Source organism: Flavobacterium sp. RSSA_27, from assembly GCF_051547125.1.
Taxonomy (GTDB): domain Bacteria; phylum Bacteroidota; class Bacteroidia; order Flavobacteriales; family Flavobacteriaceae; genus Flavobacterium.
The window spans coordinates 212,478-226,789 of the sequence record NZ_JBPTTN010000004.1; the positions used below are offsets into that span (position 1 = coordinate 212,478).

The 14,312-nt window shown below is 34.6% G+C and carries 11 protein-coding genes; 2 read left to right on the forward strand and 9 right to left on the reverse strand.

The window, feature by feature from the left end; all coding sequences use genetic code 11:
- Nucleotides 1–7: 7 nt before the first annotated feature.
- Genes ACSVH5_RS07320 through ACSVH5_RS07335 form a run of 4 tightly spaced genes read right to left on the reverse strand, consistent with a single transcriptional unit; the run spans nucleotide 8 to nucleotide 6,386 of the window.
- The gene (locus ACSVH5_RS07320; protein WP_159690111.1) at nucleotides 8–532 is read right to left on the reverse strand and encodes a DUF3341 domain-containing protein; all 525 of its coding nucleotides are present in this window, start codon (nucleotides 530–532) and stop codon (nucleotides 8–10) included.
- Entirely contained in the window at nucleotides 525–1,928 is a 1,404-nt protein-coding gene (gene nrfD / locus ACSVH5_RS07325; protein WP_159690109.1) for an NrfD/PsrC family molybdoenzyme membrane anchor subunit, read from the reverse strand. Before nrfD ends, ACSVH5_RS07320 begins: the two co-directional genes overlap by 8 nt.
- Before the next feature lie 35 nt (nucleotides 1,929–1,963).
- Nucleotides 1,964–5,014 (reverse strand): TAT-variant-translocated molybdopterin oxidoreductase, encoded by a 3,051-nt coding sequence (locus ACSVH5_RS07330; RefSeq protein ID WP_438060791.1) that lies wholly within the window; start codon nucleotides 5,012–5,014, stop codon nucleotides 1,964–1,966.
- Between the two features lie 34 nt (nucleotides 5,015–5,048).
- On the reverse strand, nucleotides 5,049–6,386 hold the full coding sequence (locus ACSVH5_RS07335; RefSeq protein ID WP_438060792.1) for a c-type cytochrome: 1,338 nt from the start codon (nucleotides 6,384–6,386) through the stop codon (nucleotides 5,049–5,051).
- 216 nt (nucleotides 6,387–6,602) lie between these two features.
- Between ACSVH5_RS07335 and ACSVH5_RS07340 the strand changes: the two genes are divergently transcribed.
- Nucleotides 6,603–6,992 carry an SPOR domain-containing protein gene (locus ACSVH5_RS07340; RefSeq protein ID WP_438060793.1) on the forward strand — a complete coding sequence of 130 codons (390 nt, stop codon included), beginning with the start codon at nucleotides 6,603–6,605 and terminating at the stop codon, nucleotides 6,990–6,992.
- A gap of 212 nt (nucleotides 6,993–7,204) precedes the next feature.
- Here the strand turns inward: ACSVH5_RS07340 and tsf are convergent, their stop codons facing one another.
- The 4 genes from tsf to rplM form a co-directional block, all read right to left on the reverse strand.
- A complete protein-coding gene (gene tsf, locus ACSVH5_RS07345; protein WP_438060794.1) occupies nucleotides 7,205–8,029 on the reverse strand; it encodes a translation elongation factor Ts in 825 nt (274 codons plus the stop codon).
- Between the two features lie 126 nt (nucleotides 8,030–8,155).
- Nucleotides 8,156–8,926 (reverse strand): 30S ribosomal protein S2, encoded by a 771-nt coding sequence (gene rpsB, locus ACSVH5_RS07350; RefSeq protein ID WP_438060795.1) that lies wholly within the window; start codon nucleotides 8,924–8,926, stop codon nucleotides 8,156–8,158.
- A 172-nt stretch (nucleotides 8,927–9,098) separates the two neighbouring features.
- Nucleotides 9,099–9,485 (reverse strand): 30S ribosomal protein S9, encoded by a 387-nt coding sequence (gene rpsI / locus ACSVH5_RS07355; protein ID WP_024980376.1) that lies wholly within the window; start codon nucleotides 9,483–9,485, stop codon nucleotides 9,099–9,101.
- Nucleotides 9,485–9,940 (reverse strand): 50S ribosomal protein L13, encoded by a 456-nt coding sequence (rplM, locus tag ACSVH5_RS07360; RefSeq protein ID WP_064715636.1) that lies wholly within the window; start codon nucleotides 9,938–9,940, stop codon nucleotides 9,485–9,487. Before rplM ends, rpsI begins: the two co-directional genes overlap by 1 nt.
- Nucleotides 9,941–10,274: 334 nt before the next feature.
- Between rplM and ACSVH5_RS07365 the strand changes: the two genes are divergently transcribed.
- The gene (locus ACSVH5_RS07365) at nucleotides 10,275–11,300 is read left to right on the forward strand and encodes a LacI family DNA-binding transcriptional regulator (protein ID WP_438060796.1); all 1,026 of its coding nucleotides are present in this window, start codon (nucleotides 10,275–10,277) and stop codon (nucleotides 11,298–11,300) included.
- Between the two features lie 58 nt (nucleotides 11,301–11,358).
- On the opposite strand, the gene polA is transcribed toward ACSVH5_RS07365, so the two are convergent.
- On the reverse strand, nucleotides 11,359–14,220 hold the full coding sequence (polA, locus tag ACSVH5_RS07370) for a DNA polymerase I (RefSeq protein WP_438060797.1): 2,862 nt from the start codon (nucleotides 14,218–14,220) through the stop codon (nucleotides 11,359–11,361).
- Nucleotides 14,221–14,312 lie beyond the last annotated feature (92 nt).

Genomic DNA, 14,312 nt, shown 5'->3' on the forward strand with positions numbered 1-14,312 from the left:
GCTACAATTAATTCTTATCTATTACATTTACTTCAACTGCTCCTGTGCTTTTGAAAAAAGAAACTAATTCTTCTTCATTATCATTTACAGCTACTTCCATTAAAAAATGATCGTCTGTAGTTCTAACATCAGGATTTTCGGCTTCTTTAAAAGGCCATAATCTACTTCTCATATAGAAAGTAATAACCATCAAGTGAGCAGCAAAGAAAACAGTCTCTTCAAACATAATTGGTACAAATGAAGGCATATTTTCAATGTAACTAAAACTTGGCTTACCTCCAATATCTTGAGGCCAATCTTGAATCATAATATAGTTCATCATCCAAGTTGCGAAGGAAATACCACACAAACCATAGATAAAAGCACAAATAGCTAATCTAGTTGGTGCAAGTCCCATTGCTTTATCTAATCCGTGAACCGGAAAAGGGGTAAAAACATCTTCAATATGATAATGTGCTGCACGTGTTTTCTTAACAGCATCCATTAATACATCATCGTCGTTGTATATAGCGTATATTACTTTATTACTCATGGTGTACATCTTTATTTGCTTCTCTTTCTCTTTTGTAGTTATCTCCACTTCCTTTTAATATTGTTTTTACTTCAGCCTGAGCGATAACAGGGAAAGTTCTAGAATATAACAAAAACAATACAAAGAAGAATCCAATAGTTCCAATAAAAATACCTATGTCAACAAAGGTTGGTGAAAACATTGTCCAAGAAGATGGTAAATAATCTCTGTGCAAAGAAGTCACAATGATTACAAAACGTTCAAACCACATTCCAATATTTACCACAATCGAAATGATAAATGAGAACATTATACTTGTACGCAATTTTTTAAACCACATAAATTGAGGAGAAAATACATTACATGTCATCATCGCCCAATATGCCCACCAGTAAGGTCCGGTAGCTCTATTCAAGAAAGCATATTGTTCATACTCAACTCCTGAATACCAAGCGATAAATAACTCTGTGATGTATGCAACACCAACTATAGAACCCGTAATCATTATTACGATATTCATTAACTCAATATGTTGGATTGTAATATAAGACTCTAGGTTAGATACTTTTCTCATGATAATCAACAAGGTATTAACCATTGCGAAACCAGAGAATACAGCACCTGCTACGAAGTAAGGAGGAAAAATGGTTGTATGCCAACCAGGAATAACAGAAGTAGCAAAGTCCATCGATACAATAGTATGAACAGAAAGTACAAGAGGGGTTGCCAAACCAGCTAAAACTAATGAAACTTCTTCAAAACGTTGCCAATCTTTTGCTCTACCACTCCAACCAAAACTTAAAATAGAATAAACTCTTTTATTGAATGGTGTAATCGCTCTATCACGTAGCATCGCAAAGTCAGGTAAAAGACCAGTCCACCAGAAAACTAATGAAACAGAAAGATATGTAGAAATTGCAAATACGTCCCATAATAATGGTGAGTTGAAGTTAACCCAAAGAGAACCAAATTGATTTGGAACTGGTAGTACCCAATAGGCTAACCAAGGACGACCCATGTGGATAATTGGAAATAAACCTGCTTGGATAACAGAAAAAATAGTCATTGCTTCTGCTGAACGGTTAATGGCCATTCTCCATCTTTGACGGAATAATAAAAGTACAGCTGAGATTAATGTTCCAGCGTGACCGATACCAACCCACCAAACGAAGTTAGTAATATCCCAAGCCCATCCAACTGTTTTGTTTAATCCCCAAGTTCCGATTCCGGTAGATACTGTGTAAATAATACAACCCAATCCCCAAAGGAAAGCGGTTAATGCGATTGTAAATACAATCCACCAATGCTTATTGGCTTTACCTTCAACAGGTGCAGCTACATCTACAGTTACATCGTGATAAGACTTATCACCTATAACTAAGGGTTTTCTAATGGTTGCTTCGTAATGAGACGACATAATCCTTTATATTGATTCTTAATTAATTTTTTTTACTAGATATTCCTAACTTTAACTTGATAAACCACGTTTGGTTTTGTCCCAACATGCTCTAACAAATGGTATGATCTTTCGTCTGCAGCTAATTTAGTAACTACCGCTTCTTTATCATTAACATCTCCAAATATCATAGCTCCTGAAGAACAAGCATTTGAACAAGCTGTTTGGAATTCACCATCTTTGATTTCTCTACCTTCTCTTTTTGCTTTAAGAATTGTTGCTTGTGTCATTTGAATACACATAGAACATTTCTCCATAACTCCACGAGAACGAACGTTAACATCTGGATTCAATACCATTCTACCCAAATCATCATTCATATGGTAATCGAACTCACTGTTTTTGTTATACAAGAACCAGTTAAAACGACGTACTTTATAAGGACAGTTATTTGCACAGTAACGAGTTCCAACGCAACGGTTATATGCCATTTGATTTTGACCTTGACGACCATGAGAAGTCGCAGCAACTGGACAAACTGTTTCACAAGGTGCGTGATTACAGTGCTGACACATAACAGGTTGGAAAGAAACTTGTGGATTATCTCCAGCTTTTTCCATTTCGTTAAAAGTAGACAATGAACTTGAAAGACCAGCGATATTTTCTTTTCTTTCTACATCACCTTCAAAAGTACTTTCTGAAGAGTAATATCTATCAATACGCAACCAGTGCATATCTCTACTTCTTCTTACTTCATCTTTACCAACAACTGGTACGTTATTTTCAGCATGACAAGCTATTACACATGCACCACAACCAGTACAAGCATTCAAATCAATTGAAAGGTTGAAATGATGACCAATCGAACGATCGAAAGAATCCCACAACCCAACAGAAGTAGCTTCTACTTCTTTATGATCTAAAGATACCATCGGTTTCTCGTTCCAAATTTCGGCATCTTTAGTATTGAAAATTTCTAAAGTTGTTTCTTTAATAATATCTCCACGACCCATTAATGTTTTTTGACCTTGTACACAAGCAAACTCATGTTCTCCAGAAGCCAATTCTAGGGTTACGTTTTGTAAATCATTAAAATCATTATATAATGAGTAAGCGTTAATACCTACTTGCATTTCTTCTTTAAGAGCAGCTTTACGACCATATCCTAAAGCCATACCTACAGTACCAACTGCTTGACCAGGTTGAACAATTACAGGAACATTTTCTAAAGTAACCCCATTAGAAGTTAATTTTACATATGAACCATTCAATCCACCATTAGCAACTATTTCATTAGTAAGTCCTAACTTTTTTGCATCTGCATTAGATACTGTAATGTAGTTATCCCAAGAAACTCTTGTTATTGGATCTGGAAACTCTTGTAACCAAGGATTGTTTGCTTGTTGACCATCACCCATTCCTGTTTTGGTATACAATACCAACTCAAGTCCTTTTGAGCTAGATGAACTAGCTAAGGCATTAGCTGCGCCAACATAATTTGCAGTACCAGCTGAAACAGCTGAAATAGCTCCTACATAAACACCATCATGTAATACTTTATTCCAAGAAGAACCAGCAATAATTCCTGATGAAACAGATTTTAAATAATCATAATAAGTACCTGCTATACCATTTAAAGACAATAGTACATCTTGAAATTGTTTAGTATTGAATAAAGGACGAATAGTCGGCTGAGTAATACTGTAAGTACCTTCCGTTAATTGCAAATCACCCCAAGACTCTAAATAATGAGGTACTGGAGCTGCAATAGTAGCTAATAAAGCGGTTTCATCCTCTTTTATTGTTAAAGCAACTGAAGTCGTTACTTTCTTTAAACCATTGGTAAATGATTTACTATCTGCTAGTGTATACACCGGATTAACTCCACTCATAATCAAAGTATGAACAGCACCAGCATTCATATCTTTTATTAATTGAGTAACAGCAGCGTTAGAACCTTTTCTAATTAAACGAGCACCAGAGGTAACAAACGCTTCACTAGACAAAGATTGATTGATAGCTAAAACTAACAATTGAGCATTAACATCCTGGATTCCTGACACTAAAACACCTTTAGATCCAGCAGATTTTAATTGTTGCGCTGCTTTTGTAACTTCTGCTTTGAATTTATCATCTAATTTTACTGAAACATTGTTTCCAGTAACAATATTATAGATTTGAACTAAAGCTTGCTTTTGATTAGCAACAGTCATCGGTACACGTTTATCAGCCGCAGCACCAGATAGTGTCATATTCGCTTCAAATTGAAAATGACGTGACATTTTTCCTGCTTTAGGGATTCTTCCTTGTGCATAACCAGCATCAAATCCACCACCTTGCCAATCTCCTAAGAAATCAGCTCCTACAGAAACAATCAAAGAAGCTTTTGAGAAATCATAGTCAACTAAAGCTCTTTTCCCATAAACAGTTTGAAATGCATCTAAAGCTTCAGAAGAAGATACAGCATCATAAACTACATGTTTAGCATTTGGGTTTTTAGCTATAAATTCACCAATTAATTTTTCAGTAGAAGGACTCGCTAAAGTATTTGTTAAAAAAACAACCTGACCACCTTTAGCTTTAGCTTCAGCGATACTTGATTTTAATTTTGAATCAACAGATGACCAAGAAGCAGCATTGCCTGCAACTTTTGGTTCTTTTAAACGCATATTGTCATACAATGACAATATAGACGCATGTATTCTAGCATTGGCAGAAAATTTAGCTCCTGCAATGGTATTATTATCAATTTTAATAGGTCGCCCTTCACGAGTTTTTACTAATAAATTAGCAAAATCAAAACCATCAAAAACAGTTGTAGCATAATAATCCGCTACACCAGGAATGATTTCCTCAGGTTGCAACACATAAGGTATTGATTTGTTAACTGGTCCCTCACAGGCTGCTAATGTAGCAGCTGCTGTACTGAAACCAACGTACTTTAAAAAATCACGACGTGAAGTAGAAGAAGATAATTTATCACTATTACCCAAAAATTCATCGGTAGGAATCTCTTCAACAAACTCGTTATTCTTAAGCGCCTCAACAATAGAACTATTTCCGTCTAGCTCTTCAACACTTTTCCAGTATTTTTTGTTTGATGACATATTATATATAAATATTAAATCTTAATAATTTCTTTTAATAGTGGCATTTACCACACTCTAAACCTCCCATTTGAGCAGCTGTCAATTTCTCAACACCGTACTTTTTAGAAAGTTGTTCGTGAATTTTGGTATAATATTCATTACCCTCTGTCTTAACATCCGTTTTTCTATGACAATCAACACACCATCCCATAGTAAGAGGAGCAAATTGCTTTTGAATTTCATACGTTTCAACAGGCCCGTGACAAGTTTGACATTCAATTCCAGCAACAGTTACGTGCTGAGAGTGATTAAAATATACAAAGTCTGGCAAATTATGAATACGCACCCATTTAACTGGTTGTGTTTTACCAGTATATGACTGAGTAGTTTTATCCCAACCTACAGCTGCATATAATTTTTGAATTTGCTCATCATAAAAAGCTTTGCTGTATTCTGGAGTAGCTGTAGTTTCAGCTACTTCAGAAATGTTTTTATGACAGTTCATACAAACATTCAAAGATGGAATACCAGCATTTTTACTTACTCTTGCAGCAGAGTGACAGTACTTACAGTTAATTTCATTATCGCCAGCATGTATTTTGTGAGAGTAATGAATAGGCTGAATAGGAGCATAATCTTGATCAACTCCAACCTGCATTAAGTAACCATATACAAAATAAGCACTACTCAACAACAAAAGAATTGCAGTAACCAAAACTAAAAATTGGTTTTTTGCAAATGCTTTCCAAATCGGTAACGAAGGCGTTTTTGCCTCCACTTCAATACCATTTGCTTTTGCAACTTTTCTCAAAACGTTGTTTACCAAAAACAACAAAACAACCAACATTGCCATTACTAATGCCAAAGCACCAAGAATCACATTGTTGCTTATTCCACCTTCTTGATTTTGAGCACCCACTGCTGGAGCAGCACCTGCAACTGCTGTTGGAGCTTCTGCTTTAGGCTCAGATGTATAAGCTATAATATTATCAATATCCCCTTCCGATAATTGTGGAAAAGCAGTCATAACCGCTTTATTGTTTTCTTCAAAAACTTTTACAGCAGCTGCATCACCAGATTTAATCAAATCGGAACTATTTTTAACCCATTTGTAAATCCAAGCCATTTCATATTTAGAAGCAACACCTCTCAAAGCAGGACCTGTAGCTTTAGCATCTAATTTATGACAAGCAGCACAATTAGCATTAAAAAGCTCTTTCCCTTTAACAGGATCTCCACCAGAGGTTGGAGCCGCCGCTACTGCAGCAGCATCTGGAGCTGGCGCTGGCGCAGCCTCTTGAGCTAATGAAGATATGGAGAAAATTAACGTCAGCCCAATGCTTAAGATTAAATTCCTTGTGATCGAATTATGGTTACCCACCTTTTTCATATTATATAATGATTATCTACTAAAATTTAATTATTTTATACTATTTTTAACGACAGTAAAAACAACCCTTATTTAAAAACTCGGACAAAAATACGACTTAAGAACTATTCTCAAAACCTTAAAATAGTCTTAATTTCAATTTATATTCATTCTAAATAATTATTAAAAACCTAACACAACAGACTTTTTTCTATTTAATATAAAAACCAATTAGTTATGAAAATTTTAACATCTAAAAAAATAGCACTACTAATAATAATATTAACATTTGCCATTACAAAGACAAGCGCCCAAACGAAAAGCATCACTGTAAATCAAAACCAAAGAGTTGACCAATTATTAAATGAAAAAAGAAAAATAAACACCTCACTAGTTGTAAATGACCGATACAAGATTCAAATTTTTAGTGGAGTAAGCGAATTGGCTAAGAAAACACTGAACGAGTTCAAACTCGACAATATCCATATGGATGCGACCATAGTTTTCCAAACCCCAAATTATAAAGTATGGGTAGGCAACTATAGAACAAGAATGGAAGCAGAAAGAAATTTAATTGAACTACAAAACAAATACAAAAACATACTTTTGATAAAACCTAGTAGATAAATAAAAACCTCAATTAGTTTTTTTTAATCCTAAAGATAGAATTGGTTTAGACTATATTAAATGTTGACAAAACTGAGTCGGCAAATTCCAATACAAAACAAATCAATTGTAAAAATCGAGACATCAAATCAATTACTTCAAAATATAAAAAGTCCCAACTTCAATGAAGTTGGGACTTTTGTTTGATAGTACAAGAAGTAAAATCAGTTATTTTATCCTAAAGCAGCTCTTTTGAAACCAGTTACGACAAGATCTTTATCTAAAGATTTAGCATAAGCAGCAACGCTTAATTTGTTATCTTTAATATAATCTTGGTTTACTAAAGTGTTGTCTTTAAAGAAACGAGCTAATTTACCTTTAGCGATATTGTCTAACATTGCTTCTGGCTTACCTTCTTGACGTAATAAATCTTTAGCGATTTCGATCTCTTTAGCAATAGTTTCGGCATCAACACCTTCTTCGTTAAGAGCGATTGGCGCCATTGCAGCAGCTTGCATAGAAATATTTTTAGCAACTTCGTCAGCACCTTCAATGTTTTTAGATAAAGCAGTTAACGTAGCGATTTTGTTACCTGCGTGGATGTAAGAACCGATGAAAGCACCTTCTAATCTTTCGAAAGCACCAATTTCGATTTTTTCTCCAATAACTCCTGTTTGCTCAATTAATTTTTCAGCAACAGTAATTCCGTTGAAATCAGCAGCTAATAATTCTTCTTTAGTATTGAAGTTTAATGCTAAAGCAGCTAAATCTTGAGCTAATTTTACGAAAGATTCGTTTTTACCCACGAAGTCAGTTTCACAGTTCAATGAAACTACTACACCAGCAGTTTTTTCAGCATTTACAACAGCGATAACAGCTCCTTCTGTAGAGGCTCTATCAGAACGGTTAGCCGCTACTTTTTGTCCTTTTTTACGTAAGTTTTCGATAGCTAAATCAAAATCTCCTTCTGCTTCAACCAAGGCTTTTTTGCAGTCCATCATACCTGCACCTGTGATTGTTCTTAATTTATTTACGTCTGCAGCAGTAATTGTTGCCATAATATTTTGTATTTAAATGTTAAAAGTAAAAATTCCAATTCTCAAATCCCAAATTCCAACTTTACCAGAAAGTTACTATTCTGATTTTGGATTTTGGAATTTAAGTTTTGGAATTTAAAATTTGATTTATTCTTCAGTTGCTGGAGCCTCTTCAGCTTCGGCAGCTACTTCTTCGGTAGCTGGAGCAGCTTCAACTTCTTTCTCAGCACCTCTATCAGAAAGGCCTTCGATTACAGCAGTAGTCACTAAAGATAAAATTTTGTCAATTGATTTAGAAGCATCATCATTTGCAGGGATAACATAATCTACTTCACGTGGATCAGAGTTAGTATCAACCATTGCAAAAACTGGAATGTTTAATTTTTGAGCTTCTTTTATTGCGATGTGTTCCGCTTTGATATCTACTACGAACAATGCTGCAGGTAGTCTAGACATATCAGCGATTGAACCTAAGTTTTTCTCTAATTTAGCACGAAGACGATCTACTTGCAAACGCTCTTTTTTAGAAAGTGTGTTAAAAGTTCCGTCTTTTTTCATCTTGTCGATAGAAGACATTTTTTTAACAGCTTTACGGATAGTAACAAAGTTTGTTAACATTCCACCAGGCCATCTTTCAGTGATGTAAGGCATGTTTGCAGCTTTTGCTTTTTCAGCTACGATGTCTTTTGCTTGTTTTTTGGTAGCAACAAATAATATTTTTCTACCTGATGCAGCGATTTTTTTCAATGCTTCATTAGCCTCTTCGATTTTTGCTGCAGTTTTATATAGATTGATAATGTGGATTCCATTACGCTCCATATAAATATAAGGAGCCATATTTGGATCCCATTTTCTAGTCATGTGTCCAAAATGAACACCTGCTTCTAGTAATTCTTTTACTTCTACTTTGTTTGACATTTTTTGTACTAGTTTACGTTCTGTTGAATATAGCAATGTAAGAATGGCGATAAATCGGCTACTTACATTTAGATGCTAAACTAATTTCCCGACGCATCGGGACAACAACAACATTGTTTTTAAATTCAATAAATAAACGAAGTCTTGTACGTATTGCACAAGACAGGCAATATTAACGTTTAGAGAATTGAAATCTCTTACGAGCTTTCTTCTGACCGAATTTCTTACGTTCAACCATTCTTGGGTCTCTTGTTAATAAACCTTCTGGTTTCAATACTCCTCTGTTTTCAGCATTTACTTCACACATTGCGCGAGCGATTGCCATTCTTACAGCTTCTGCTTGACCAGTTACACCACCTCCATAAACGTTTACTTTTACGTCAAAGTTTGATGCATTTTCTGTCATAGACATTGGTTGCATTACTTTGTACTGTAAAGTAGCAGTTGGGAAGTAAGTTGCAAATTCTTTTTTGTTTACAGTGATTACTCCTGTTCCTTCTGAAACATAAACACGTGCAACAGCGGTTTTTCTTCTACCGATTTTGTGAATAACTCCCATTACTTAAGATCGTTTAGGTTAACAGTTCTAGGTTTTTGAGCCCCTTGTTTGTGCTCAGCTCCTACAACAACATTTAAATTTCTAAAAAGTTCTGCTCCTAATTTGTTTTTAGGTAGCATTCCTTTCACTGCTTTTTCAACTAATAACGCTGGGTTTTTAGATTGCAAAACTTTAGCAGTTAAAGTTCTTTGTCCTCCTGGGTAACCTGTATGACGCATGTAAATTTTGTCATCCATTTTGTTTCCTGTAAGGTTAATTTTCTCTGCGTTGATAACAATTACGTTATCTCCACAGTCCACGTGTGGTGTATAACTTGGCTTGTACTTACCTCTCAAAATCATAGCGACTTTTGAAGCAAGACGTCCTAAGTTATGACCGTCTGCATCTACAACGATCCATTCTTTAGTAGAATTGGCTTTTGTTGTTGAGATTGTCTTGTAGCTTAATGCGTTCACAATAATATATTTTAATTAAACATTCCATCCCCAATAAAGGGGTTGCAAAAGTACAATTAATTATTTTAAATACAAATACCTCAAATGATTATTTTTTGTTGCTTTCTATGTTGATAATCAATTGTATATTCTTTTAGTTGATTTCTCACTTATTGATTTTGTGTCACCTACCGGTAAAAATATAAAACCTTGAATTTCTTTTTTTTGCGAAAAATCAGGTGGTTTTAGTATATATAAAATAAATATAATCACTATCTTCGCTTGTTTAATGCATATAATTTAAATTATTCATTATTTTTAATTTCATTCAAATTTCGAACTACATTTCTATCATATGAAAGCAAAAGCAACCCTTAAACAAATTGCCAAAGAACTCAATGTTTCGGTTTCTACAGTGTCCAAAGCATTAAATGATAGCCCAGAGATAAGCGAACAAACTAAAATTAAAATTAAAGAGTACGCAAAGCTTAAAAATTACAAGCCGAACGTTATTGGTTTGAATTTAAAGAACCGTAAAACAAAAACAATCGGTGTTATTATCCCAAATATTCTAAATTCATTTTTTGCTAAAGTGTTCAGTGGCATTGAGAAAGTTGCTGACGAAAATGGATACAATGTAATTATGTGTATTTCTAATGAATCGTTGGAGAAAGAAGCTCATACTTTAGAAATGTTAAGTAATGGAACTATAGATGGGTTTGTTTTATCCATTTCTGAAGAAGCACAAAAGCAACACGAATACAATCACTTTAAAGAAATTATAAGTGAAGGAACTCCAATAGTTCTGTTTGATAGAACCACAGACGAGTTGAATTGTGATAAAGTGATTGTTGATGACTTTGATTCTGCCTTAGATTCTACCCAGTATTTAATTGATTCAGGGTGTAAAAATATTGCTCTTATTTCTACTATTGACAATTTGAGTATTGGTAAATTGCGTTTAGAGGGGTATTTGCAAGCTTTGAAAAACAATAATTTACCTATCAATGAGAATATCATTTTGAGAACCGATTCTAGTGAAGGACTTAATGAAAAAGTTGAAGCGATTTATGCCAATAATACTATTGACGGTGTTTTTGCTTTAGCTGAAGATGAGTCTGTTGCTGCTTTGAAGTTTGGTTTAAAGAAAGGATTGCGTATTCCTGAAGAGTTATCGATTATTGGCTTTGCTGATGGAATTTTAGCTTCAAGACGTTTGTCTCCAAGTTTGACCACAGTAAGTCAACATGGTGTTGAAATAGGTGAAGTAGCCGCTCAATTATTAATTGATCGTCTGGAGTCTAAAGAAGAGCATTTGCCATATCAGACCAAAGTAATTAAAACAAAACTAAAAGAAAGAGAATCTACTCGTTTAAACTAATCTCTTAAAATTATAGAAAAAAGGCTCGTAACAAAATAGTTGCGAGCCTTTTTTTATTCTAATGCGCTTCCAGCCAATTTTTTCCCAATCCAATTTCAACATCCAATGGAACTGTCATTTTGAAGGCATTTTCCATTTCGTGTTTGATCATCGGTTGTATTTTTTCGAGTTCAGAATGGTGAACATCAAAAACCAATTCGTCATGAACTTGTAATAACATTTTGGACTGCCAATTTTCATCAGTGAGTTTTTTATGAATATTAATCATAGCAATTTTGATGATATCGGCTGCGGAACCTTGTATTGGTGCATTGACAGCATTTCGTTCTGCACCACCACGAACAATGGCGTTGGCAGAATTGATGTCTTTCAAATAACGTCTTCTGCCTGAAATGGTTTCTACATAGCCGTTTTCTCTGGCAAAATCAACCTGTTCTTGTATGAATGATTTTAATCTTGGATAGGTTTTGTAATAGGCTTCAATCAAATCAGCACTTTCTTTTCTAGATAAATTGGTTTGATTGCTTAATCCAAAAGCCGATACACCATAGATAATTCCGAAGTTGACCGTTTTAGCATGACTACGTTGTTCTTTAGTTACTTCTTCTAAAGGAACATTGAATACTTTGGCGGCCGTACTTTTATGGATGTCTTCTTTGTTTTGAAAGGCTTTAATCATATTTTCTTCCCCACACAAAGCGGCGATAATGCGCAATTCTATCTGAGAATAATCGGCAGAAAGTAGTGTGTAATTTTCATCACGTGCGATAAATGCTTTTCTGATTTGTCGTCCTCTTTCGGTACGAATAGGAATGTTTTGAAGATTGGGATTATTAGAACTCAAACGACCAGTTGCGGCAACTGTTTGCATGTAATCGGTATGCACTCTTCCTGTTTTTTTGTCAACCTGATTGGGTAAGGCATCAATGTAAGTACTTTGCAGTTTTACCATTTGACGCCATTCGAGTATATCGCGAACAATTTGGTGTTCATTGGCTAAGTAAGATAAAACTTCTTCACCAGTAGCATATTGTCCTGTTTTGGTCTTCTTTTGCTTAGCACCTCCAATTTTTAGCTTATCGAATAATATATCACCTAGCTGTTTTGGGGATGCCAAATTAAATTTCTCACCCGCTGTTTCATAAATTTGTTGTTCGAAAGTATCAATCTCTTTTTGCATATCAATCGACATCTTTTTTAGGAAATCAACATCCAAATTGATGCCTTCTTTTTCCATATCAGCCAATACTTGTACCAAAGGAATTTCAATTTCATCAAATAATTTTTTGGTACCAACCTTTTCTAAAATTGGTTGGAAATGCTCTTTTAATTGAAAAGTGATGTCAGCATCTTCGGTGGCGTATTCTTTAATCGCCTCCAATTCTACTTGACGCATCGATAATTGGTTCTTTCCTTTTTTGCCAATTAAAGTTTCGATAGATTTTGGACTGTATTTTAGATAGGTTTCAGATAAAATATCCATATTGTGTCGCATATCTGGATTAATCAAATAATGCGCAATCATGGTATCAAACAGTTTTCCTTTGACTTGAATGTTATAATTGGATAAAATTTTCAAATCATATTTCATATTTTGACCAATCTTCTCAATGGTTTCATTTTCGAAAAAAGGACTAAATTTTTCAATTAATTCTTGAGCTTCTTCTTGATTTTCGGGAAAAGGAACGTAAAATCCTTTGCCTTTCTCCCATGAAAAAGATAAGCCAACTAGCTCGGCATTCAAAGCATCTATTCCTGTAGTTTCGGTATCAAAACAAACTGAAGTTTGTTGTAATAAATTTTGAAGCAATAATTTTACTGGAAAATCTCCTTGAATGATTTGGTAAAAATGTGGAGTATCTTCGAGTGTTTGGTAAAACTTATTCAAACCATTTTCGTTGCTATTCTCATCATCAGAGAATCCAAACAAATCCATTTGGTTTTCAGCAGATTTTTTTGACGCCGTCTTTTTTGAAACTGTTGGATTCGTTTCTTTTCCATCTCCATTTCCATCTATTTCGTCATACTCTTTTCCTGTGCCAAAGAGTTTATCGAATTGTGTTTTCATTTGACGGAATTCCAATTCTTGAAACAAAGCATCTGTTTTTTCTACATCTGGTTTCGATAATTCATAATCTTGTGCATCAAAAGCAACAGGACAATCGAGCAAAATAGTAGCTAGTTTTTTGGATAAAATTCCTAATTCGGCATTGGCTTCAATTTTTTCTTTCATCGCCCCTTTAAGTTGATGCGTATTGGCCAACAAGTTTTCTAAGGTTCCATATTCGGCCAAAAATTTCTTTGCGGTTTTTTCCCCAACTCCAGGTAATCCTGGAATATTATCCGCAGAATCTCCCATCATTCCCAAAAAGTCTATTACTTGTTCTGGTCGTTCAATTTCAAATTTAGCCAAAACCTCTGGAATTCCCCATATTTCAATGTCATTCCCCATTCGAGCGGGTTTGTACATGAAAATATTTTCTGAGACCAATTGTGCAAAATCTTTATCAGGTGTAACCATAAATACTTGGTAGCCTTCTTTTTCAGCTTGTTTGGCTAAGGTGCCAATAAGGTCATCGGCCTCAAAACCTGCTTTTTCAATAATTGGAATATGCATTGCTTTTAGCAATTCCTGAATATAGGGAACTGCAATTTTTATGGCTTCGGGTGTTTCGTCACGATGGGCTTTGTATTCTTGATACATTTCATAACGATAATCACTGCCGCCTTTATCAAAAGCTACTGCCAAGTGATCGGGTTTTTCTCTTCGGATAACATCCATCAAAGAGTTCATAAATCCCATAATGGCCGAGGTATCCATTCCTTTGGAGTTGATTCTAGGGTTTTTGATAAAAGCATAGTAACCACGAAAAATTAGTGCGTAAGCATCTAAAAGGAAAAGTCGTTTTTGAGTAGACATGTATTTTGTATCTAAAATTTGAAAGGGTAAAAATAAACAAAGCAATTTGATTTTGTTCATTGTGTTTCTTCAATCTCTCCAGTTGATTGCAA

What these genes read in the sequence shown, in the direction of transcription:
- rpsB (WP_438060795.1), bottom strand. Translation starts at nt 8,926, where the DNA reads ATGTCAAACAAAGTAGAAGTAAAAGAATTACTAGAAGCAGGTGTTCAT.
- ACSVH5_RS07330 (WP_438060791.1), bottom strand. Translation starts at nt 5,014, where the DNA reads ATGTCATCAAACAAAAAATACTGGAAAAGTGTTGAAGAGCTAGACGGA.
- rpsI (WP_024980376.1), bottom strand. Translation starts at nt 9,485, where the DNA reads ATGGGAGTTATTCACAAAATCGGTAGAAGAAAAACCGCTGTTGCACGT.
- ACSVH5_RS07340 (WP_438060793.1), top strand. Translation starts at nt 6,603, where the DNA reads ATGAAAATTTTAACATCTAAAAAAATAGCACTACTAATAATAATATTA.
- ACSVH5_RS07335 (WP_438060792.1), bottom strand. Translation starts at nt 6,386, where the DNA reads ATGAAAAAGGTGGGTAACCATAATTCGATCACAAGGAATTTAATCTTA.
- ACSVH5_RS07320 (WP_159690111.1), bottom strand. Translation starts at nt 532, where the DNA reads ATGAGTAATAAAGTAATATACGCTATATACAACGACGATGATGTATTA.
- tsf (WP_438060794.1), bottom strand. Translation starts at nt 8,029, where the DNA reads ATGGCAACAATTACTGCTGCAGACGTAAATAAATTAAGAACAATCACA.
- nrfD (WP_159690109.1), bottom strand. Translation starts at nt 1,928, where the DNA reads ATGTCGTCTCATTACGAAGCAACCATTAGAAAACCCTTAGTTATAGGT.
- ACSVH5_RS07365 (WP_438060796.1), top strand. Translation starts at nt 10,275, where the DNA reads ATGAAAGCAAAAGCAACCCTTAAACAAATTGCCAAAGAACTCAATGTT.
- polA (WP_438060797.1), bottom strand. Translation starts at nt 14,220, where the DNA reads ATGTCTACTCAAAAACGACTTTTCCTTTTAGATGCTTACGCACTAATT.